This window comes from Actinomadura napierensis (genome assembly GCF_039529375.1).
Classification (GTDB): Bacteria; Actinomycetota; Actinomycetes; order Streptosporangiales; family Streptosporangiaceae; genus Spirillospora; species Spirillospora napierensis.
This window is the reverse complement of record NZ_BAAAMR010000038.1, coordinates 46240-67212: the sequence shown is the minus strand read 5'-3', so window position 1 is coordinate 67212 and position 20973 is coordinate 46240. Positions and strand designations below refer to the sequence as shown.

At 74.2% G+C, this 20973-nt stretch carries 19 protein-coding genes; 3 read left to right on the top strand and 16 right to left on the bottom strand.

The genetic code is table 11. The features are described 5' to 3' along the window. Positions 1–3: 3 nt before the first annotated feature. On the top strand, positions 4–1347 hold the full coding sequence (locus tag ABD296_RS21995) for a serine/threonine-protein kinase (protein ID WP_344270059.1): 1344 nt from the start codon (positions 4–6) through the stop codon (positions 1345–1347). Positions 1348–1364: 17 nt separating this feature from the next. On the opposite strand, the gene ABD296_RS21990 is transcribed toward ABD296_RS21995, so the two are convergent. The 10 genes from ABD296_RS21990 to ABD296_RS21945 form a co-directional block, all read right to left on the bottom strand. Further along, positions 1365–2585, bottom strand: a complete 1221-nt coding sequence (locus ABD296_RS21990; RefSeq protein WP_344270056.1) for a DUF6114 domain-containing protein — start codon at positions 2583–2585, stop codon at positions 1365–1367. A 4-nt stretch (positions 2586–2589) separates the two neighbouring features. Further along, positions 2590–3192, bottom strand: a complete 603-nt coding sequence (locus ABD296_RS21985) for a DUF6230 family protein (protein WP_344270053.1) — start codon at positions 3190–3192, stop codon at positions 2590–2592. Positions 3193–3468: 276 nt separating this feature from the next. Continuing rightward, positions 3469–4122, bottom strand: a complete 654-nt coding sequence (locus tag ABD296_RS21980; protein ID WP_344270050.1) for a response regulator — start codon at positions 4120–4122, stop codon at positions 3469–3471. Positions 4123–4293: 171 nt separating this feature from the next. Beyond that, positions 4294–4959: a response regulator transcription factor gene (locus ABD296_RS21975; protein ID WP_344270047.1), complete on the bottom strand. Its 666-nt coding sequence runs from the start codon at positions 4957–4959 to the stop codon at positions 4294–4296. Then, complete coding sequence (locus ABD296_RS21970; protein ID WP_344270044.1) at positions 4956–6362, bottom strand: sensor histidine kinase; 1407 nt, start codon at positions 6360–6362, stop codon at positions 4956–4958. The genes ABD296_RS21975 and ABD296_RS21970 overlap by 4 nt, the downstream gene beginning before the upstream one ends. A 108-nt stretch (positions 6363–6470) precedes the next feature. Next, entirely contained in the window at positions 6471–7706 is a 1236-nt protein-coding gene (locus ABD296_RS21965) for a hypothetical protein (protein WP_344270041.1), read from the bottom strand. Further along, positions 7706–8848, bottom strand: a complete 1143-nt coding sequence (locus ABD296_RS21960) for an alpha/beta hydrolase (protein WP_344270038.1) — start codon at positions 8846–8848, stop codon at positions 7706–7708. Before ABD296_RS21960 ends, ABD296_RS21965 begins: the two co-directional genes overlap by 1 nt. Before the next feature lie 255 nt (positions 8849–9103). Beyond that, positions 9104–10084 (bottom strand): cytochrome P450, encoded by a 981-nt coding sequence (locus tag ABD296_RS21955; RefSeq protein WP_344270036.1) that lies wholly within the window; start codon positions 10082–10084, stop codon positions 9104–9106. Positions 10085–10203: 119 nt separating this feature from the next. Further along, positions 10204–10848 carry a response regulator transcription factor gene (locus ABD296_RS21950; RefSeq protein ID WP_344270033.1) on the bottom strand — a complete coding sequence of 215 codons (645 nt, stop codon included), beginning with the start codon at positions 10846–10848 and terminating at the stop codon, positions 10204–10206. Next, positions 10845–11762 carry a sensor histidine kinase gene (locus ABD296_RS21945; RefSeq protein ID WP_344270029.1) on the bottom strand — a complete coding sequence of 306 codons (918 nt, stop codon included), beginning with the start codon at positions 11760–11762 and terminating at the stop codon, positions 10845–10847. Before ABD296_RS21945 ends, ABD296_RS21950 begins: the two co-directional genes overlap by 4 nt. Positions 11763–12442: 680 nt before the next feature. Between ABD296_RS21945 and ABD296_RS21940 the strand changes: the two genes are divergently transcribed. Both ABD296_RS21940 and ABD296_RS21935 read left to right on the top strand, forming a co-directional pair. Beyond that, positions 12443–13618: a Rieske (2Fe-2S) protein gene (locus ABD296_RS21940; protein ID WP_344270026.1), complete on the top strand. Its 1176-nt coding sequence runs from the start codon at positions 12443–12445 to the stop codon at positions 13616–13618. A gap of 196 nt (positions 13619–13814) precedes the next feature. Then, a complete protein-coding gene (locus ABD296_RS21935) occupies positions 13815–13952 on the top strand; it encodes a hypothetical protein (RefSeq protein ID WP_344270023.1) in 138 nt (45 codons plus the stop codon). Positions 13953–13980: 28 nt separating this feature from the next. On the opposite strand, the gene ABD296_RS21930 is transcribed toward ABD296_RS21935, so the two are convergent. The 6 genes from ABD296_RS21930 to ABD296_RS21905 are packed head-to-tail and all read right to left on the bottom strand — an operon-like array spanning position 13981 to position 20972. Next, entirely contained in the window at positions 13981–14907 is a 927-nt protein-coding gene (locus ABD296_RS21930; RefSeq protein WP_344270020.1) for a hypothetical protein, read from the bottom strand. A 25-nt stretch (positions 14908–14932) separates the two neighbouring features. After that, entirely contained in the window at positions 14933–15712 is a 780-nt protein-coding gene (locus ABD296_RS21925) for a sugar transferase (RefSeq protein ID WP_344270017.1), read from the bottom strand. Between the two features lie 2 nt (positions 15713–15714). Beyond that, entirely contained in the window at positions 15715–17073 is a 1359-nt protein-coding gene (locus ABD296_RS21920; protein ID WP_344270015.1) for a lipopolysaccharide biosynthesis protein, read from the bottom strand. Continuing rightward, entirely contained in the window at positions 17070–18515 is a 1446-nt protein-coding gene (locus tag ABD296_RS21915; RefSeq protein ID WP_344270012.1) for an O-antigen ligase family protein, read from the bottom strand. Before ABD296_RS21915 ends, ABD296_RS21920 begins: the two co-directional genes overlap by 4 nt. Then, positions 18512–19699, bottom strand: coding sequence for a glycosyltransferase (locus ABD296_RS21910; protein ID WP_344270009.1), 1188 nt, complete (start codon positions 19697–19699; stop codon positions 18512–18514). The genes ABD296_RS21915 and ABD296_RS21910 overlap by 4 nt, the downstream gene beginning before the upstream one ends. Continuing rightward, positions 19629–20972 (bottom strand): SDR family NAD(P)-dependent oxidoreductase, encoded by a 1344-nt coding sequence (locus tag ABD296_RS21905; protein ID WP_344270006.1) that lies wholly within the window; start codon positions 20970–20972, stop codon positions 19629–19631. Before ABD296_RS21905 ends, ABD296_RS21910 begins: the two co-directional genes overlap by 71 nt. Between the last annotated feature and the right edge of the window lies 1 nt (position 20973).

Here is a 20973-nt window from a genome sequence, read left to right as displayed (position 1 = left end):
GAGATGGCACAGGCACGTCTGCTCGGCAACCGCTACCGGCTCGACTCGGTGGTCGGCCGCGGCGGGATGGGCACCGTGTGGCGCGCCTTCGACGTCATGCTCGACCGCGAGGTCGCGGTCAAGGAGGTCGTCCTCCCGCCGGGGCTGAACGACGACGAGCGGGCCGTGCTGTACGAGCGGACGTTCCGCGAGGCGCGGGCGTCGGCGCGGCTGAACCATCCGGGCGTGGTGACCGTCCACGACGTGGTCGAGGAGTCCGACCGGCCCTGGATCGTGATGGAACTCGTCCTCGCGCCCTCCCTGCAGGACCTGATGGACCGCGGGCCGCTGGAGCACCGCCGGGTCGCCGAGATCGGGCTGCAGATGCTGGGCGCGCTGCGGCACGCGCACGAGAAGGGCATCCTGCACCGCGACGTCAAGCCGAGCAACGTGCTGATCACCGACTCGGGGCGCGTGGTGCTCACCGACTTCGGCATCGCGCAGGTGGAGGGCGACGCGACCCTCACCCAGACGGGCCTGGTCATGGGGTCGCCCGCCTACATCCCGCCGGAGCGGGCCCAGGGCGAGCGCGCGGTGCCCGCCTCCGACCTGTGGGCGCTGGGCGCGACGATGTACGCGGCGGTCGAGGGCCGCTCGCCGTACGAGCGCCCGGACGCGATGGCGTCGCTGCAGGCCGCGCTGTCCGATCCGGTGCCGCCGGCGCGCAACGCGGGCCCGCTCGCCCGCGTCCTGGACGGCCTGCTGGCGCGCGAGCCGGTCAACCGGATGACGGCCGTGCAGGCCCAGCCGCTGCTGACGCAGGTCGCGACGATGCCCCTGCCGCCGCCCGTCCCCAGCGCCGACGACACGGTGATGGACGGGCCGGCGCGCTACTACGCCGCCGATGACGCGTCGGAGACGGTGCTCGACCCGGAGGAGCTGGAGGCGGTCACCCGCCGCGACCCGGGGCCCGGCCAGGACGCGCGCGACTCCCAGCCGCCGCGTTCCCGGCCGCAGCGGCACCCCGAGCCCGAGGAGCGGACGCTCCTGGAGACCGAGTGGGCGCCGCCCCCGCGGACCCGGCATCCGCAGCCGCAGCAGCGGCCTCCGCAGACGCCGTCGCCGTGGGAGCAGCCGCAGCAGTACGCGAACTGGCAGCAGCCCCCTTCGCCGCCGCCCGTGCACGACGTCCGGCGCGCGGAGCGCCGCAAGACGGTCCTGATCATCGCGGTCGCGGTGATCCTGGTGGTGGCGGCGGTGCTGGCCGGCGCGTTCATCCTGCGCCGCAAGCTCCAGATCGACGCGCTGGGCCTCGCGGGGCAGGGGCACGCGGCCACGATGGCGGTCGTCGGCCTCATGACGCCCTAGCCCGGCCGTCCCTGGTGTCAGGTGCTGATGCCGAGGCCGCTGATATGCGCGCCGTTGGCGGTCACCGAGGGCTGCTCGGACACCACGTCCGTCATCACCATGAACGGCAGGACGAGCGGCGGCGGCTGCGCGGGCGTGAAGGTCAGCGGGATGCCGAGCAGCTTCGACGACATCTTCGTCGTGTACATGACGACGTCGCCGCTGAGCGTCAGGGCGCCGGTCCTGATCCGGTTGGTGACGCCGCCGTGCGTCGCGGTCTGGTCGACGTCCTTCAGCACGGCCTTGGACATGCTGAACTTCAGCGCCTTCACCGCCCCGCCCGCCGACGGCAGGGACGCGACGCCATCGTAGCTGAGCCCCGACATGGTCAGCGAGCTCGCCCGCAGCGTGCCGGCGTCGGTGTAGACGCGGGTCCCGGACGCGGCGGTCGCGGCCCCGGCCTTCGCGCCGGACGTGAGGCAGGAGGCCGGGTCCTTGCTGGACTGGAGCTCCTGCAGCAGCTTGCCGGCCTGGTCCTGGGACAGCCCGGACGTGTTCGCCGGGATCTCAGGGCAGGAGGGCGACGGCGTCGCGGTGGGGGTGGGCGTCGCGCTCGGGGGCGGCGTGGCGCTCGGCGACGGGGTGGTGCTCGGGGACGGGGTGGCGCTCGGCGAAGCCGCGGCCGCGGGGGCCTGGGAGGCACTGGCCGACGGCGCCGGGGTCGGCGCCGGGCTCAGCAGGTGCAGGCCCAGGACTCCGGGCAGGGCCAGCGGCAGCGCGAAGGCCGTGAACCGGCCGCCGCGCGGCGCCGCGTGCGCGCCCGTCCCGTGCGCTCCGGCCCGGTACCGCGGCACGTCCGGTGCCTCGGTCGCCTCGGGCGCCTCCGGCGCGCTCGGCCGCTCGGGCCGGGGCGCGGGCGACCAGGCGAAGCCGAGGGCCCCGCCGACCATGCCGAGCAGCAGCCCGACGAGGAAGCCGCCGAAGTTGGAGGTGAGGAACGACGCCAGCGACAGCAGCACGGCGAGGACGCCGAAGAAGCTGCGCTGGGCGGGCTGGAACCACATCAGCGCGCCGGAGGCGACCAGCAGCGCGCCGATCAGCCAGCTCGCCACTCCGGCGATGCCCTGGTGCACGACCAGCGGCATGGGGGCGAGGGGGATCGCGATGAGCTCCACGCCGCCGAGGACGGCGAACACGCCTCCCCAGAAGGGGCGCGTCCGCCGCCAGCGGCGGAACCCGTGCGGTGTCGTGTCCGTCATGGCGTCAGAAGCATTCCTTGCCGAGCTTCATGCTGAGGTCGCTCAGCTTGAAGGTGCCTGCGGTGGTCGCCCACGCGACCTGCTTCACGCCGGTCAGCTTGATCGAGTCGGCCTGCTGGCCGAACATCCCGGCCGCGCCCTTCGCCCCGTTCGGGCCCTTGTCGAGGGTGCTCGCGTCCCGGCCGATCTCGATGTTGGAGAACTCGGCGTCGGCGTTCAGCTGCTCGACGTCCAGCACCAGGTCCGACGCCTCGACGGGCTTGTCGCCGGTGCCCGCGGTGAGCCGCAGCGTGAACGGCCCGACCTTCACCGACTGGCACATGTTGGTGATCGTCGCGTTCTTGATCCCGGAGACCTGCACCGGGTGCTTCGTGCCGTCCTTGCTCGCGTCGACGTCCCCGTACTGGACGAAGCCCGTTCCGGTGAGGGAGTCGGCGCTGACCTTGAAGCTGCTGCCGGAGACGGCGAAGGAGGAGGCGATGGCCCCCTGCGCGGTCATGAAGACCAGGGCGCCCGCGCCGACCGCGGCGGGGGCGGCGATGGCGGCGAAGCGCTTCCAGCGGACGCGGCCGAGGCCGGTGTCGGCGGTGCCGGCGGAGTCGGTCATGGGGGCTCCTGGGGGTCTGGGGGCTGGGTCGGGGGTGGTGCCGTCCGGCCGGGCCCGGTGACGCGGATCACTGGCGTGACGGTGAGTGCAAGTTACCCTCAAGTACTTACTTGCGGCAAACCGGTCGGAGGTCATGAAGGTAAAGAATTCGGGCCGCTGACCTGGGAGTTGATCACAGGCGATGCCGGTGACGCCCATAAGAGGCGGACCGAAACCAGCTACTGTAAGTAGTCACTGACGGGCAGCGAAAAGCCCCTGAGCCAGGGGCGTGCGGTGTTACCGGCGGCCGGCGGAGAACGCGTCCAGGGCGAGCCGCAGGTCGGCGACGCTTCCGTCGAGGTCGTCGGCGGGCTCCCCGGACCGCATCCGGGCCAGCGCGTCCTCGATCCGGGAGAGCCGCTCGTCCAGCTCGGACAGCAGCCCGTCGCAGCCCCCGGCGGCCGGGGTCTCGCCTTCGGCGCCCAGCTCGCCGCCCTCCGCGCCGGCGGTGCCGTTCTCGGCGAGCGTGCGGCGCAGCAGCGACGCCTGCTTGCGCAGCTCCAGGTTGCGGCGGTGCAGGTCGACGAAGACCGACACCTTCGCGCGCAGCAGCCACGGGTCGAACGGCTTGGTGAGGAAGTCGACCGCGCCCGCCGCGTAGCCGCGGTAGGCCTGCTCGCTCTCCCCGCCCGCCGCGGTGAGGAAGATGATCGGGACGTCCCGTGTCCGCGGCCGCGCCTTGATGTGCTGGGCGGTCTCGAAGCCGTCCATCCCCGGCATCACCACGTCCAGCAGGATCAGCCCGAAGTCGTCGCTCAGCAGCTCCTTCAGTGCCGCCTGCCCGGACGAGGCGGGCACCACCTCGACCGGCAGCGCGTCGAGCACCGCCGCGAGGGCCGTGAGGTTCTCCTCGCGGTCGTCGACGGCGAGGATCCTCGTGTCGTGCGGCACCGGACTCCTTCGCTTCGGTGACGGCCTGTGCGTTCCACCTTGTCATGTCACCACGGACGGGAACAGTGAATCGCGACAGAGTGCGAATTTCCGGGGCAGGGGCCCGCGACCGGGTCACCGTACCCCGGCCCGTCTCCGGCCCGTCTCCGGGCCGCCCCGCGGCCCGGCCGCCTAGGGCAGCCAGCCCGGTTTGACGAGCCCCGACTCGTAGGCGAACACCACGAGCTGCGCCCGGTCGCGCGCGCCGAGCTTGACCATCGTCCGGCTGACGTGCGTCTTGGCGGTCGCCGGGCTGACCACCAGGCGGGCGGCGATCTCCTCGTTCGACAGCCCCTCGCCGACCAGCGTCATCACCTCGCGCTCCCGGTCGGTCAGCGCGTTCAGCCGCGGCGACGGCGCCGGCTCCTTGGCCCGCGCCGCGAACTCGGCGATCAGCCGCCGGGTCACGCTCGGCGACAGCAGCGCGTCCCCGGCCGCGACGGCCCGCACGGCGTGGATCAGCTCGACCGGCTCGGTGTCCTTGACCAGGAACCCGCTCGCCCCGCCGCGCAGCGCCTCGAACACGTACTCGTCCAGCTCGAACGTGGTCAAGATCACGATCTTGACGTCGCCGAGCCGGTCGTCGGAGGCGATCCGGCGGGTCGCGGCGAGGCCGTCCTCGCCGGGCATCCGGACGTCCATCAGGATCACGTCCGGGCGCAGCAGGCGGGCCTGCGCCACGGCCTCCGCGCCGTCGCCCGCCTCGCCGACCACCTCGATGTCGGCCTGCGCGTCCAGCAGCGCCCGGAACCCCGCCCGGACCAGCACCTGGTCGTCGGCGAGCAGCACCTTGATCACTGACTGCCCCTCTCCGCCGGAGCGCCCTCGCCGGAGCCCCGGTCCGCCGCGTCCGCCGCGTCCGCCGCGTCCGCGGGTTCGGCGGGCTCCGCCGCGTCCGGCGGCTCGCCGGTGAGCGGCAGCGTCGCGCGGACGGCGTAGCCGCCGCCCGCCCGCGGCCCCGCCTCGAACGTCCCGCCGAGCGCGGCGGCCCGCTCCCGCATGCCGCGGATGCCGCTGCCGCCCGGATGGTCGTCCAGCAGGGACACCCCCCGGCCGTCGTCCTCCACCCGCACCTCGATCTCCCGGTCACGGTAGGCGATCCGGACCCGCGCCGTCACCGGGCCCGGCCCCGCGTGCCGGGTCACGTTCGTCAGCGACTCCTGGACGATCCGGAACGCGGCCAGGTCGGCGCCCGCAGGCAGCGGGCGCGGCTCCCCGGCCGTCTCGGCCTCCACCGCCAGCCCGGCGGAGCGGGCGCGGGCGAGCAGGTCGTCCAGCCGGCCGAGCCCGGCGGTGGGGGAGCGCGGCGCGGTCTCGCCCTGCGCCCGCAGCGCCCCGATCACCGACCGCATCTCGGTCAGCGCCTCCTTGCTCGCCTCCTTGATCGCGGCGAGCGCGGTGCGGGCCTGCTCGGGGTCGCCGTCCATCAGGTGCAGCGCCACCCCGGCCTGCACGTTGATCATCGAGATGTTGTGCGCCAGCACGTCGTGCAGCTCGCGGGCCATCCGCAGCCGCTCCTCGCTGGCCTGCCGGCGCTCCTCCTCGGCCCGGGTCCGGGCCCGCTCGGCGGCCCGCTGGCCGGTCATCCGGACGAGCTCGGCGGTGACCAGCACCGCCAGCGACCAGCCGACGACGAAGCTGACCCCGCCGATGCTCGGCTCCTCGACCGGGAACGGCCCGCCGGCGGTGCCGCGCTCGGGGAACGGCACGCCGATCAGCGCGGTGAGCCCGAAGTAGACCGACACCGCGACCGCGGTCCCCGCCCAGGTCACGAGCCGGTGCCCGGCGGCGATCGCCGCCAGCATCGCGATGCCCACGGCGGCGGCCGCGGGACCGTACGGGTAGGCGCGCAGGAAGTACAGCCCGGTGAGCAGCCCGGTCGTCGCCAGCGTGAACACCGGATACCTGCGGCGCAGCAGGAGCAGCGCCGGCCCGCCGAAGAGGATCGTGTAGCCGATGCCGTCCAGGTGGGTGATGCCGTAGCCGGCCGAGCCGTCGCCCCAGCCATGCCCGTGCCCCCAGCCGTCGCCGCGGTTCGGCGACCCGTCCCCGGACGCGCCGTGCTGCGCGGCCATCGTCCCGAAGAACTCGAGGACCAGCACGAGCAGCGGGACGACCCAGACGGGCCACGCGGACGGGCGCGGCCAGTGCGCCCGCACCGGCCCGTGCGGCACCGGGCCGTGCGGCGGCGAAGTGCTCATTCCTGAACGTTAGGTCATCGCGGCGCGGCGGCACGTCGGCTGGAAGGAGGCAGCGCGCCTACTCCCCGGGAGGTACCTGACCTCCGGCGATGGAGAAGGGCCCACCTCTCATTCGCCCCTCAGATGGGCGCTGAGCCACTGCAGCACGGCGGGCAGGTCGTGGCGCCACCGCGCGAGCGCCGCGGGCGCACCGGGCACGAGGAGCCTGTCCACCCGCATCGGCGGGTTCGCCAGCGCCGCGAACCCGGTGGCGGCCTGGGCGTCCGGCCCGGCGGCCCCGGCGGCGGCCAGCACCGAGACGGGCGGCGGCGGGAAGTGCCGGAGCCGCCACGTCAGGTCGTCGTCGAGCCGGTAGGCCTCGCTGCCGCCGTACGGATCGCCCGGCACGGGCTTCGGTCCGGCCCTGCCGCCGACCGGCTTCTCCGGCCTCCCGGTGCGGGGGCCGATCTTGACGACCGTCCGGGCGCCGGTGCCGGACCCGTCCGTGGGCAGCCCGAACCGGCCGTTCAGGGACGCGGCGGCGGCGAACCGGTCGGAGTGCAGCATCGCCAGCCGCGCGGCGCACTGCCCGCCCGCCCCGAACCCCGCCGCGCCCCAGCCCGCCCGCGTCTGCGGCAGCCGGTACGTGGCGGCCAGCGCGAGCGGCAGGTCCTGCGCGTAGAAGGTCTCGGCCTGCCCGCCGGCGACGCCGGGGAGGTCCAGGCATCGCCCGCCGGGAACGAGCCCGCGCACCGACCGCACCATCGCGTAGACCATCGGCTGGACGTGCCCGGTCGCGGCGGCGGCGCCGGCCTCCTCGGGCAGCCTCGCCTGCCGCAGCCACGCCGGCCCGCCGTCGGACGGGCCGCCCGGGACGAGCACGACGACCGGCAGCCGCCGCCCCGCGTACTGGGGCTGGAAGTACTGCGGCGGAAGGTAGACGTACGCCTGCCCCTCCAGGCCGCTGCGCGCGCCCTCGACGTCCAGCCGGTCGACCCGCCCGTCCTGCGCCGGGTCGCGGTGGTGGCCGCGCCGCTTCGGCCCCAGCGCCGTGGTCACGCGGTGCACCGGCCCGGACGGCGCCGACTCCGCGCCGCGGCTCGGCTGCACCTGCCGCACCTTGGCGTTCGTGGTGCTGCCGCCGAGCAGGTCGTCCCACGTCGCGTAGAACACGAAGTACCGGTTGACCAGCAGGACGACCGAGGCCGTCAGCAGCGCCTGCGAGGCCAGCAGCAGGCCCGTCCGGGCGGCCACCGGCCGGACGCCGCGTCCGGCGAACCGCGGCCACAGCACCACGGCGGCGACGAGGCAGGCGGCGGCCGGCACGCACACCAGGGCGAGGAAGGCCGCGCTGACCGGCTCCATCATTCCCCCCTCAGGTGCGCGCTCAGCCACGCGATCGACGGCGGGATGTATTTGCGGAACGTCTTGAAGTTGTGGCCGCCGGTCGGCAGCAGCAGCTTGTCCACGACGAGCGGCGGCCGGGCCGCCGCCATGAACCTCTGCGCCGACGGGAAGGTCTTCTCACCGACGTCCGCGGAGGCCACCAGCACCGACACCGGCGGCTGCGGCAGGTTCCGCAGCCGCCAGACCAGATCGTTGCTGCGCCGGATCTCCTTGCTGCCCCCGTACAGCTCGCGGGTCGTGCGGTCGAGCAGCGCGTCGAAGTGCCCGGCCATGCTCGCGGCGGCCGAGAACCGGTCGGAGTGCAGCAGCAGGAGCTTGGCCGCGCAGAACCCGCCGGTCGAGTAGCCGGCCAGGCCCCAGCCGGCGCGGGTGCGCGCCGTCCGGTACGCCCCGGAGACGGCCTCCGGCACGTCCTGGGCGAAGAACGTCTCGACCTGGGGGCCGCCGGGCACGTCGGCGCACTCGGTGTCCCAGCCCTCCACCACGGTCGGCCGCATCATCACGTAGATCATCGGCTGGATCCGGCCCGCCGCCTGCGCCTTCCCGACGTCCTCGGGGATGTGCCCCTTGTCGATCCACACCATCCGGTCGGCGGCCGGGTAGCCGGCGATGAGCAGCACGACGGGGAAGCGGCGCGCCGCGTAGGCGGGCTGGTAGTACTGCGGCGGGAGGTAGACGTAGGCCTCGGCGGAGATCCCGGTGCGGATGCCCCGGACGTCGAGGTGCTCGACCTGGCCGTCCCGCGCGGCCACGTGCTTGCCCTTGGCGCCCGGGTCGAGGTCCGCCCGCACCTTCCGGACGGCCTGGCTGGCGGCCACCGCCCCGGACGCGGCCGGCAGCGGATGCGGCGTGCGCGTCGAGTCGCCGCCCGCGGCGCTGAGCAGGTCCCGCCACGACCCGTAGAACAGGTAATAGGTGTTCACCGCCGTCAGCAGCGTCAGCAGGACGGCGATCTGGCAGCCGGCGAGCAGCAGCACGCGGCCCGCGGTGGCGCGGATCCCGGTGCCGGCGGCGCGCGGCCACATCCACACGGTGCCGCCCAGGCAGGCCGCGGTGACCAGCGTCAGTACGGCGAGCAGGCCCGAACTCGTCAGCCCCACGACCAGCCCCCTCTGGTGCCGCGCCCGCGCCGCGGGCGCGCGACAGGTGACTCTGCCGGAATACGGCGTCGTCCCAGCGAAAGTTCAGCGGACGGCCACCGTTCGTGGACCGTTCCGGTGCGGCCGCCGGCCGGGCGCGGACCCGCCGGTCACGGGGACGGGCGGCGGTCTCGGGCCGGTTCGGGGGTCGCTCGGACGGCGGCGGAGCGGCGCCGCGATCCGGTGAGACGGCGCACAGTGCGCACGGGCCCGCTCTCAGCCGTTCCAGCGGATCGGAAGCCGCTCGAAACCGTGACGGGCGCTGGACCGCGACATTACCGGTTCGCCCGCCGGCTGCGCGAGCACCGGCCGCTCCAGCAGCGCGACCAGGAACGCCCGCAGGTGCACGCGGGCCAGCCGCGCGCCCAGGCAGGCGCGCCCGCCGAAGCCGAAGCACAGATGGGGACGGGCGCCATGCGCGAACCGCTCGGGCATGAACCGGCCGGGCTCGCGGTACACCTCCGCGTCGTGGTTCGCCGACACCAGCCACAGCGCCACCCGCTCGCCGGCCAGCAGCGGCACGCCGGCCACCTCCGTCGCGCGCCGCACCTGCCGCCGCACCTGCAGGACCGGCGTCCACCAGCGCAGCATCTCCTCCACGGCGCTGTCGATCAGCCGCTCGTCCGCGCGTCCCGCGCGCAGCGCCGCGTACCGGTCCGGATGGCGCAGCAGCGCGTACAGGCCGCCGGCGAGGGTGTTGCGCAGCGTCTCCGGCAGGTCGCGCGCCACCTGCCGGACGAAGTCGACCGCCTCGTCGGACGGGATCCGGTCGAGCATCGCGGCCATCGGGGGATCCATGTCGATCGGCGCGCGGCCGGGCTCGTCGTCCGGCATCGTGTCGGGATCGCCGCGGCCCGTCCCGGTCCACGCGGACGTGCCGCCGTAGCCGCCCTGCTTGCCGGAGAGAACGCTGTGCCGCCCGGAACCGTCGTGCTCCTCGTGCGCCAGCGGGCCGTGCAGGACGCCGTCGCCCTCCGGCAGGAACAGTTGCGGACGCGTGAGGGCGTGCTCGACGTCGGCGTACCGCAGCACGGCCCACGCTCCCGGCCGCTCCGCCGCGTCGCCGTCCTGCCACACCACCGGCGTCCGGGACCGCAGCCGGTCGAGCCGGTCGTGCGGGACGCCGCGGGCGAAGGCGTCCGCGCAGCCGAGGACCGCCGCGTCCGAGACGGGCAGCGCGCCTCCCCGTCGAGGCATGGGAACCCCTCCCTCCGAGGGGGACGTTAACGCGTCCCGGCCGCACCCCGTATGTCCGGATTCGGCCGTCCCCCGCCGCGGCGGCGCCCGGTCCGGCCGTCATGCCCGGCCCCGCGCCGTCAACCGGCCAGCCACTCCCCGGTCTCGACACTGACCAGGCCATGCCTGGCCGCCTCGATCACCGCCTCCCGCTGGGAGTGCACGCCGAGCTTGCTCAGCACGCTCTGCACGTGGCTGCGCGCCGTGCTGCGGGTGACGCCCATCGCCTTGGCCAGCGCCTGGGTGGACTCGCCGCGCGCGAGGCGGGTCAGCACCTCGCGCTCGCGCGGGGTGAGGAACCGCGCGACCCGCTGCGCCTGGTTGCGCGGCCGGACCGCGCCCCGCGCGGCCTGGTCCACGACGACCTCGCCCCCGGCGACCCGGCGCAGCACCGTGAGGATGTCGCCCGCCTGCTGGCCCTTGTGCGCGAACCCCCGCACGCCCGCCGCGACGCCCGCCTCCAGCACGTGCTGCTCCAGGAACCCGGTCAGCACCACGAAGCGGGTGTCCGGGGCGGCGGCGCGCAGCCGGGGCATCCAGTCCAGCGCGGTGCCGGACGGGAACTGCAGGTCGATCAGGCAGAGGTCGGCCTGCCGGCCGCGCAGGACCGGCAGCGCCTCCTCCGGCGAGTAGGCGACGCCGACCACCACGTGCCCGGCGTCCGACAGCACCAGCGACAGCGAGTCCGCGAAGACGGCGTGGTCGTCGCAGATGACGACCCTCATGGATGCGGCCGCCAGTCGTCGGCGTGCGCGTCGGCCAGCGCCCCCTCCGGCGCGCCGCCGGACGCGTGCGGCGGCACCGGCGCGTGCGGCAGCACCGGCTCGCGCGCGGGCGGCGCCGACGGCAGCAGCATGCGCACCCGGGCCCCGCCCATCTCGCAGGTGCGGATCTCCAGGCTGCCGCCGTAGCCCGAGATGAGGTCGTGCACGATGCCGAGCCCGAGCGAGGCCAGCCCGCGCCGCGCCCCGGCCGGGCGCCCCTGCGGCCGGACGGCACCGGACCGCGCACCTCCCGGCTGCGCGCCGTTGGACGACGGCGCGCCGTGCACGCCGGCACCGGCGGTGGGGCCGGTGCCGGTGCCGAAGCCGGGGCCGTCGTCGTCGACCTGGATGACGACCCACCCCTGGTCGACCTCCACCTGGACGTCGACACGGCCCTCGGCGACGCGGCAGGCGTTGTCCAGCACGTTGCGGACGGCCCGCCACAGCGCGACCGGGTCCATGTGCGCCCACGCCTCGCCGCCGCGGAAGCCGACCTCGTGCGGGGCGGCGAGCCGCATGCCGGTCACGACCTCGGCGGCGAGCTCGTCCACCCGGATCCGCTCCGGGCTCGGCAGGGGCTGGTCGTCGTCGTCCTCGTCGAGCCGGCGGAGCAGGTGGTCGAGCCAGCGGGTCTCGCCGAGCAGCTGCTCGATCCGCGCGCGGCTGCCGTCGCCGACGTCCTCGGCGACCACGACCGCCGACGCCAGCATGATGATCGTGCCGAGCTCGTGCCGGATGTCGTGCCGCAGCCGCCGCTTCCACAGCGCGTGCTCGCCGGCCGTCTCCGGTGCGGCCGGCGGATCCGGCCGCACGGCCTCCCGCACGGCCTCCCGCACCGGCGCGGCGGCGAGCGTCCCCACGCCCGCACCGCCCATCGGGGAGGATCGTGACCGCCCGTTGATCATGAATGGACCCCCGTCCGTATATTCCAGCACCGCCTCGACGGTCACCCCGCGTGCCTGGTCGTGTCCAGTCAATTGACCGCAACAGACCGGTGCCTGACCGGAAGTGGACATGCACGGATCCGGGTAAACTCGGGTCTTTCTCCATGCGTCTAAGTCAGGATTGTCAGTTCGGCTTGTGACATTTTCTTCATGCCTACGGCGTAGCCGCTTTGCGCATTGCGGCGGGTGCGCTCGCGGGGCCGGTGAGAGACAGTCGCAACATGCCGACGGTCACATTTACCGGACATGCGGGGGTGTCGGTCCACGCCCGGGCGTTCCACCTGCTCGCAGACCCGTGGCTCGCTCCAACGGGGGCCTTTATCGGGGCCTGGCACCAGTACCCCAGAAACGATCACCTCGACCTCGATCGGTTGCTCGCCGCGGACTGGATGGCGGTCTCGCACGAGCACCTTGATCATTTCGACCCCTGGGTCGTCGACCGGCTTCCGGTGCGGACCCGGATCCTCATTCCGCGCTATCCGGGCCCGGCGTTCAGGGAACGGATGGCGGAAGCCGCGGGTTCCCGCCAGGTAATCGAGATAGCGCCCTGGGAGCAATTCCCGCTCGACAATCGGGGCTCCTGGATAACGGTCATTCCGGAACTCTCGCCCATGTGCCATGACGCGGCCTTTCTCATCGTCGCGGACGGGCGCGGGATCCTGCACTGCAACGACGCCCGGCTCACCGCCGCGCAGGCCCGCCGCGCCAAGCACCTGGCGGGCGGCCGGCTCGACCTGATGGCGCTGCAGACCTCCGGCGCGTCCTGGCATCCGATCTGCTACGAGTACCCGCCCGAGGAGATGGCCAGGGTCTCGATGGACAAGCGGACGTCCAAGCTGCGCGCGGCGCAGCGGCTCGTCCGGCAGACGGCCCCGGAGCTCGCCGTCCCGTTCGCCGGGCCGCCCTGCTTCCTGGACGGCGAGGTCGACCACCTCAACTGGGTGCTCGGCCAGCGGGACGGGGCGTTCTGCGACCCCGAGGCCTCCACGCGGTGGCTGCGCGAGCACCTGCCCGGCCAGCGCTGGGACTGCTTCAAGCCCGGCGACCGGGTGGACCTGGACACCGGCGAGGTCGACCGCGACCCCGTCTCGGCGGAGTTCTCCTTCGCCGACGACGACCGCCCCGCCTACCTCAAGCAGTACGCCGAGGACCGCAAGGAGCTGATCGAGGGCGTCCTCGCCGAGTACCCGGAGCCGGGCCCGGACCTGTACGACCGGTTCGCCGCCCACTTCGAGCACCTCGGCCGCCTCAGCGACTACTTCCTGCGGCAGATCGCGATGCTGGTCCGGTTCGAGATCACCGGCCCGAACGGCGGCGTCTGGGACGTGGACTTCACCCCGGACGGGCTGACCGTCGGGAAGGCGGCCCCGGACGTCCGGCCGCACTACCGGATCACCACGGCCGGCCGCTGGCTGGACTCCGTGCTGACCGGCCGGATGGCCTGGGAGGACCTGCTCATCTCCTTCCGGCTCAGCCTGTACCGCGACCCGGACGTCTACAACGACTACCTGGTGGGGCTGCTCAAGCACGCGAACGTACCCGCCCTGAACGCCGTCGAGGCGTACGAGACGGGCCGGGACGAGAGCGAGCGGATCACCGTGGAGTGGGCCGGCGGGTGCTACGACATCCCGCGCTACTGCCCGCACGCCGGCGAGGACCTGTCGGTCGGCGCGGTCATCCGCGAGGGCCAGGTGCACTGCCTGGCGCACAACTTCGCGTTCGACCTCGCGACCGGCGCGTGCGTCAACGCCCGCGCCGCGAACCTGACCAGCCGCCGCGTCTCCTGACCCTCGGAACACGGGGGCTCGCGGCTCGGGCCGGGCATGCCGACAGGGGCGTGTCCGGCCCGGCTGTTGTGCGGGGTTGTGTTAGGTTTCTCGTGGTTAATGGGGGGTTGAAGGGGTGCGCGTGAACCGCGGGGCTTTGGCGGCTTTCAAAGACGGACTAGGCCGCAGGCTCAGGCTGGTCAGGAAACCGAACCGGGTGCAGCTGGGCCTGATGGCCGTGGCGTTCGTGCTGCTCGTCGGCGGTATGGAGGTCGTGGCGCTGAAGGCCGGGTCGTTCAACCTGCCGCTCCCGTCGGACGGGCATCCGGCGGTCGCCGACCACCCCAAGAAGTGACCTGGCCCCTCGCCGATGCGGGGGAGCCTCACCTGCCGGTGTTGCGGGCCTTCATGATGCTCTGCAGGTCGGGATGGCCGCCGCCGGACGCGTCCGCCAGCGACGGGCACGCCCACTCGGACTGGTGCCCCCACGAGTAGGAGATCTCCAGCCGGGGACGCGGCGCGAGTTTGTCCCAGCGGGCGAGGATCCTGCGGAACTGTGCCTGGGTCGGCAGCCAGTACTGCTTGTCGCCCTTGGAGCAGCCCTGCCCGAACGTCTGCAGGACGGGCGCGACCTTCGCGCGCGGGATGCCGGCGTCGTCGGCCATCCGGACCATCCGGTCGATCGCCCCGATGTCGCACGAGTCCTGCACGTCCGCCGAGCCCTTGCAGGGATAGGGGTCGAGGCCGTAGAGGTCGACGCCGACCCGCTTCGGCGCGAGCTGCTTCATCGGCCAGTCGGTCAGCGAGACGAAGGAGACCTGCCCGGGCGCGTTCTGCCGGATGTAGTCGGCGCGCCGCCGGATCTCCCCGGCGATCTTCGGGCAGCGCCCGGTGTCCGGCTCGTCCGACAGGTACCACCCGTACACCTTCGGGTTGTGCCCGTACCGCTGCACCGCCCGGGTGAACCCGTCGTAGTCCAGGTCGAAGGAGCCGCAGGTGAAGTTGCCGACCCACAGCAGCGCCTGCATCCCGTCCGGGACGCCCGCGACGAGCGCGTCCTGCGGTTTGACGTCCACGAGGTCGTAGCCGAGCTGCTTCAGCTTCGGGTAGTCCGACGGCTGGGTGTTCAGCGCGATGCGGCGGGTCTGGCCGGGCGGGGCGGCGGGCGAGCCGGGCGTCGCCGGCGGGCCGCCGTAGCGCTCGTACCCGCCGGACGACGACCGGTGCTGCAGGTAGAGGAGGAACCCGGCCACCAGCACCACCGCGGCCGCGACGGCCGAGACCTTGAACCGGACGTCCCGGATGTCCATGTCTCCCTCTCCCCGATCGGGGTCTCTACGCCGCGGAGCCGGGCTCCTCGGCGGGCGTGCGGGCGGCCGCGTCGGCTGTCGGCGCGGGGGCCGGCGCCGGGCCGGACGCCTCCTCGACGGTTCCGTCCGCCGCCACCTGGAGCGGGGGGATCGTGAACCCGAGGATGTGCCTGACGGTGTCCCACAGCGCCCGCAGCGTCTGCCGCATCGACGGGTCGCGCAGGTAGACCGCGTCCACCGCGACCCGCGCCGGGACGATCCGCTCGATGTAGTTGACGAGGTCGACCTCCTCGCCGGGGCCGAGCACGTCGAAGTCGCGGAACCGGACCTCCGACACCCCGGTCAGCCCCGGCCGGTGGTCGAAGATCCACCGCGCGTGCGCGTCGTAGTGCACCGCGAGGTCGTAGGTCTCCGGGCGCGGCCCGACCAGCGTCATCTGCCCGCGCAGCACGTTCACCAGCTGCGGCAGCTCGTCCAGCGACCACTGCCGCAGCAGCTTGCCGATCCGGGTGAGGCGCGGGTCGCAGTTGGCGGTGACGGTGAGCCCGCCGACGCCCTGCCGCATCGTCCGGAACTTGTACATGGTGAACGGCCGGCCGCCCTGCCCGACGCGGGTCTGCCGGAACACCCCGGGACCCGGGCTGGACAGCCGGACCAGCAGGTAGACGAGCACCAGCGGGACGCTGAGCAGCACCAGCCCGGTGAGCGCGCCGGCGATGTCCAGGGCGCGGCGCGCCGCCGAGGGCGCGACGCCGTCGGACGGGTCGACGGGCCGCGTGGCGAGTTCGGTGTGGTCCTCGGACATGGTCACCCCTTGCTGTGCGGAGCAGGGTCGTCGGCTGCGGCGGGCGCGGCGGCCGCGGCGCCGGGTTCGCGGGCGACGGCCTTGCGGACGTGCTGGAACCAGGCCATCAGCGCGGCGGTGGTGGCGACGAAGGAGATGGACGTGGCGATCGCCGCGCCGACGGCGCCGTGCCGGGGGATCAGGACCGCGCCGATCACGACGACGACCACCAGCCCGATGCCCTGCCCGGTGGACGCGGCGCCTGGCCGTCCGACCCCGTACAGGTACGCCATGATCAGTCCGGTGACGCCGAACGTGACGACGCCGGCGAGCCGGATGTAGGTGGGCAGGACCGCGTCGTCGAACACGTCCCCGAAGATCCACGGCAGGGCGGTCCCGGCGATGAGCGCCAGCGGGATCGCGGCGACCACCGAGACGCCGAACGCGGGCAGGATGAGGCGCGCGGTGCGCCGGGTCGCCTTGCCCCGGTCCTCCTTGGCGAAGTCGGGGTACAGCACGTAGTTCACGGCGAGGCCGGGCAGCTGCACCAGCTCGGCGAACTTGCTCGCGACCGTGTACACGCCGAGCACCTTCGGGCCGGCGAGCGCGCCGAGCAGCGCCATGTCGAACCGCAGTTGCAGCAGGTCGATGAGCTGCCCGACGTAGCCGCGGACCCCGTATCCGGCGATCGTCCGGCCGAGGCGCCGGTCGGGGCGTCCCCAGCCGCGGAAGAACCCGCGGGTGGCGAGGCGCCGCGCGATCCACGCCGCCGCCGCGACGTCGGCGAGCACGAGCCCGGTGATCAGCGCGCCCGGCCCGTACCAGCCGGTCAGCAGCACCAGGTAGATCGGGACGAACACGAACTCCTCGACGGCGATGGCGAGGCTCGCGCCGGGCTGGTCGTCGGTGCCCTGCAGCAGCCCCTTGCCGACCGACACGAACCCCTGGGTGAACGACGGCGCCGCCGCGGCGATCGTGATCCAGATCCCGAACGACTTGAAGAACACCAGGTAGGCGAGCGGGCTGAGAGCGAGCCAGCCGAGCCCGCCGAGCACCGCGCCGATGACCGTCAGCCACGCCAGCGTGGGCCGCACCCGGCTCTGGTCGTAGGAGTCGCGGGCGAGGAAGTAGGGCGCGGCGCCGGGCAGCCCGGCGCTGGACAGCTGGCACAGCAGCCCCGGCAGGATCCGCACGAGCGTGAACGCGCCGACGAGCTTCGGCCCGCCGATCCGCGCGACCAGGATCGTCGCGATGCCGAGCGACCCGAGCGCGCCGATCCGCCCGGCCATGTTCCCCGCGACGAGCGCGAGGAGCCGCCGCCGCAGCCGTCCGGCCTCGGCGTCGGCGGCGGGGGCCGCCGGTGGCCGCTGAGTGTCCGTCATCGGGCTCCCTCCGCCGGGTCTGGATCATCGGCAGTGCGCGACCGGGTCCGCGTTCCAGGGGGTCGCCCCTCCGGGGCTGCGCGTCTTCCGAAGAGGTCGAGGGCGGCGACCAGGCCGAAGAAGGCCCAGCCGTGCCGGTAGTGCAGGGTCTGGTAGAAGAGCGCGGAGACCAGGAACACCGCGAGGAGCGCGCCGAACATCTCCGGATGCGGGACGAGCGCCGCGTACCGGGGGGTCAGCGCGCCCCGCCGCGCGATCCGCACGCACCGCTGGATCAGCACGAACAGCAGCGTGATCAGCGCGACCCCGCCGAGGAACCCGCGTTCCAGCACCGCGGCGATGTAGTCGTTGTGCGCCTCGCGGACGTAGCCGTACTGCCGCGCGAGCATCTGCGGGCGGGTCTGGTTGGGGCCGATGCCCCACGGCCGCGTCTGCTCCTCCAGCATCTGGACGGTCGCGGCGTTGACCGAGCTGCGCGACTCGGTGCTCTCCCCGGTGGTGCGGCCGATGGAGTCGCGCAGCACCGGGGACATCTGGCTCGCCTGGTCCAGGTACGGCTGGACGTTCACGGCGGTGACCACGGCGACGCCGGTGCCGGCGATGAGGAACGCCAGCGCGCCGACCGCGAGCGCGTGGTGCGCCTTGCCCTCGCGGAACAGCCGGAACAGGTAGCCGAGCAGCAGCGCGACGCACAGCGCGAGGAGCCCGCCGTTGGAGCCGGTCAGCCCTTCGGCGACCAGGATGACGGCGCAGACCGTCCAGCGGTGCCAGGTCTTCCGCGGGTACCGGGTCGCGCGGACGATGAAGAAGACGCAGATGAACCAGTTGGAGGCGTAGTTGGCGTCGCCGAAGGTGAACATCGCGCGCTCGCCGTCGAGCTGCTTGCCGGACATCGCCTCGATGCCGAGGAGCATTCCCAGGATCTCGACGACCGCGTAGAAGGTGCCGATCACCACGAACGCGCGCAGCGCGAGCCGCAGCATCCTCGGGTCGCGGCCGAGGTTGGCGATGCTCACCGCCCACATCAGCACGAACAGGTCCTTGACCAGGGTGAGCGTGCCGGCCTGGTTGACGACCGCGGCGATCCCGCCCGCGATGATCGTCATCAGGGTGGGGATCAGGAACGGCCAGCGCACCGGCAGCCTCCCCGTGCCGGCCCACAGCAGCGTCACGGTGGAGAGCCCGATGAGCGCGAGGTCGGGCAGCCCGGTGTTGCCGGGGCCCGGCGGCAGCCCGGCCGGCATCAGCATCGGCAGCGACGCGATGCCGAGCACCAGGGCGACCGACGTCAGCGGCCACCGCCGCCGGAGCGCCGGCGGCTCGGGTCCGGCCGTCCCGCCGGGCTCCGGCGGGGCGGCCGGCGGCGCCTCGGCCGGTGCCTCCCGCGGGGGGACGGCCCTCCGCGCCCTCCGGCCCGACCGCGTCGGAATCAGTGCGGTCATGGGCGCTTGGAGCTTCCTCGGTAGGTCTCGTCCAGGACGGTCCCGAGGTGCGCGGGGGAGAACCAGTCGCCGATCCGGCCGCGGGCCCGCTCGGCCATCCGCGCGGCGGCGGCCGGGTCGTCCAGCAGCGCGCCGATCGCGCCGGCGAGCTGCTCGGGGTTCTCGGGCGGGACGAGCATCCCGGTCTCCCCGGCGAGCACCAGGTCCTGGTTGGACGGGACGGCCGTGGCGACCAGCGGGATCCCCGCGCCGATCGCCTCGACCAGCACGCACGGCAGGCCCTCCCAGCGGGACGGCATCGCCATCAGGTCGAACGCGGGCAGCACGTCGGCGACGTCGTCGCGGTGGCCGAGCCAGCGCATCCGCTCGCCGATCCCGAGCCGGGCGGTCAGCTCGTCCAGCTCGTCGGCCATCGGGCCGCCGCCGACCCACAGCCCGAACACGTCGTCGGGCAGCCGCGCCAGCGCCTTGGCGAAGATCTCCGGGCCCTTCTGGAACGTCAGCCGGCCGATCGCGCCGACCACCTTCACCCCGAGCGGCAGGTCGAGGCGGCGGCGGGCCTGCGCCCGTGACCCGGCCGCAGTCGCGTAGGCGTCCACGTCCACGGCCGGCCACGACAGCCGGACCCGCTCCGGCGTGGCGAGGCCGAGGCGCAGCGCGGTCGTCACCGTCTCCGACCCGATCGCGAGGAACGCGTCGGTGCGCTTCGCGGCGATCCGCTCCAGCCGGATGTAGACGCTGCGCCGCGCCCACGACTGGAACTCGTTGAACGGGAACCCGTGCCAGGTGTGCACGATCCGCGGGACGCCCGCGCGGGCCGCCGCGACCCGCCCGATCACGCCGCCCTTCGCGCTGTGGGTGTGGACGACGTCGTAGCGCCCCTCGGCGAGCACCCGCGTCAGCGTCTTCAGCGCGGCGAGGTCGTCGCGCGGCGAGATCTGCGGGACCAGCGGCCCGACCTGCACGATCTCCATCCCGGCGGCGTGCGCCTTCGGGGTCAGGTCGCCCGCCGCGGCGTTCTCGACCGCCTCGTCGCCATAGAGAACGGTGTCGCGCGAAGCCTGCGCCTCGCTGTCCATGCCGACGCCGCCGGTGACGATCGCGCGCTCGTACTCACCGTCCGGCAGCGCGAGCGCGCCGTTCAGCGCGACCTGGCCGGCGCCGCCGTTGAACCGGGTGATCACCGTGGCGACTCGGAGCTTCCTGCTCGTACTCAACGCGCACCTCACAGGCCGGGAGGGTCGGGGCTGCACCCCGCGTCACACAGACAAGAAGGGCCGGGCGGCGGCGGGTCCCCGGCCGGGAGCGGGCGCCGCACCGGGTGGTACTCCGGCAGCAGCCGGCGCAGCAGCATCCGGACCCGGCCGTCGTCGCCGGACCCGGCCGCCGCCGCCAGCTCGTCGAGCAGCTGCGGCAGCCCGGGCCGGGGGGCCCCCGGGCCGGCGGCGGCGCCGTCCGGGTCGCCCAGATCTTCGGGTGCGCGGTGCGGATCCGCCGCTCGGAGTCGGCGAACGCCTTCTCCGCGAGCTTCTCGCCGGGCCCGAGCCCGCTGAACCGGATCGTCACCTCCGGCAGCCGCAGCTGCTCGGCGTACCGGTGCACCAGCTCGACGACGGGGACGGGACGGCCCATGTCGAGCACGAACGTCTCCGCCTCCTCCGCCAGCGCCGCCGCCTCGATCAGCAGGCCCGCCGCCTCCGCCACCGTCATGAAGTGCCGCGCCACCTCCGGATGGGTGATCGTGACGACCTCGCCGGAGGAGATGCGGTGCGCGAGCAGGCTGAGCAGCGCGCCGGCCTCGCCGATGACGTTGCCGACGCGGACCGCCGCGAAGCACGTCGGGCCGCCCGTCGCGGTCTGCAGCAGCAGCTCGCCGAGCCGCATCGTCGCCCCGAGCACCGAGGTCGGGTCGGCGGCCTTGTCGGAGGAGACGAACACCAGCCGCTGCACGTCGTGCCGGACCGCGCTGTCGACCACGTGCCGGGTGCCGACGACGTTGTCGGCGACGCCCCGGCACGGGTCCTGCTCCACCTTCGCCAGCTCGTTCTGCCCGGCGGTGTGGAACAGCAGCTCGGGCCGGGCGTCCCGGACGACACGGTCGACGCGGGCGCCGTCCCGCACGTCCGCCTCGGCGACCGCGACCCGGACCCCGCCGGCCTCCGCGGCGAGCTCCCCGGCCAGCCGCGCGAGCCCGACCGCGTCCTTGTCGACCAGGCACAGCGCCGCCGGCTCCAGCCGGCCGACCTGCCGGCACAGCGCCGACCCGACCGTCCCGCAGGCGCCGGTGACCAGCACCCGCCGGCCCCGGACGAGCCGCCGCCCGCGCAGCCCGGCCAGCGCGACCTCGTCCCGTCCCATCAGCAGCGCGAGCGGGCTGACCGGGACGGGCGGGGGCGGGGGCGGGGCGGCCGCGGCGCGGCGGGCGACGCGGGTGAGGCGCGGCGGGAACCATCGCACG

Coding starts and splice junctions, on each gene's coding strand:
- ABD296_RS21995 (WP_344270059.1), top strand. CDS start 4: ATGGCACAGGCACGTCTGCTCGGCAACCGCTACCGGCTCGACTCGGTG.
- ABD296_RS21990 (WP_344270056.1), bottom strand. CDS start 2,585: ATGACGGACACGACACCGCACGGGTTCCGCCGCTGGCGGCGGACGCGC.
- ABD296_RS21985 (WP_344270053.1), bottom strand. CDS start 3,192: ATGACCGACTCCGCCGGCACCGCCGACACCGGCCTCGGCCGCGTCCGC.
- ABD296_RS21970 (WP_344270044.1), bottom strand. CDS start 6,362: ATGAGCACTTCGCCGCCGCACGGCCCGGTGCCGCACGGGCCGGTGCGG.
- ABD296_RS21965 (WP_344270041.1), bottom strand. CDS start 7,706: ATGGAGCCGGTCAGCGCGGCCTTCCTCGCCCTGGTGTGCGTGCCGGCC.
- ABD296_RS21955 (WP_344270036.1), bottom strand. CDS start 10,084: ATGCCTCGACGGGGAGGCGCGCTGCCCGTCTCGGACGCGGCGGTCCTC.
- ABD296_RS21950 (WP_344270033.1), bottom strand. CDS start 10,848: ATGAGGGTCGTCATCTGCGACGACCACGCCGTCTTCGCGGACTCGCTG.
- ABD296_RS21945 (WP_344270029.1), bottom strand. CDS start 11,762: ATGGGCGGTGCGGGCGTGGGGACGCTCGCCGCCGCGCCGGTGCGGGAG.
- ABD296_RS21940 (WP_344270026.1), top strand. CDS start 12,443: ATGTGCCATGACGCGGCCTTTCTCATCGTCGCGGACGGGCGCGGGATC.
- ABD296_RS21930 (WP_344270020.1), bottom strand. CDS start 14,907: ATGGACATCCGGGACGTCCGGTTCAAGGTCTCGGCCGTCGCGGCCGCG.
- ABD296_RS21925 (WP_344270017.1), bottom strand. CDS start 15,712: ATGTCCGAGGACCACACCGAACTCGCCACGCGGCCCGTCGACCCGTCC.
- ABD296_RS21920 (WP_344270015.1), bottom strand. CDS start 17,073: ATGACGGACACTCAGCGGCCACCGGCGGCCCCCGCCGCCGACGCCGAG.
- ABD296_RS21915 (WP_344270012.1), bottom strand. CDS start 18,515: ATGACCGCACTGATTCCGACGCGGTCGGGCCGGAGGGCGCGGAGGGCC.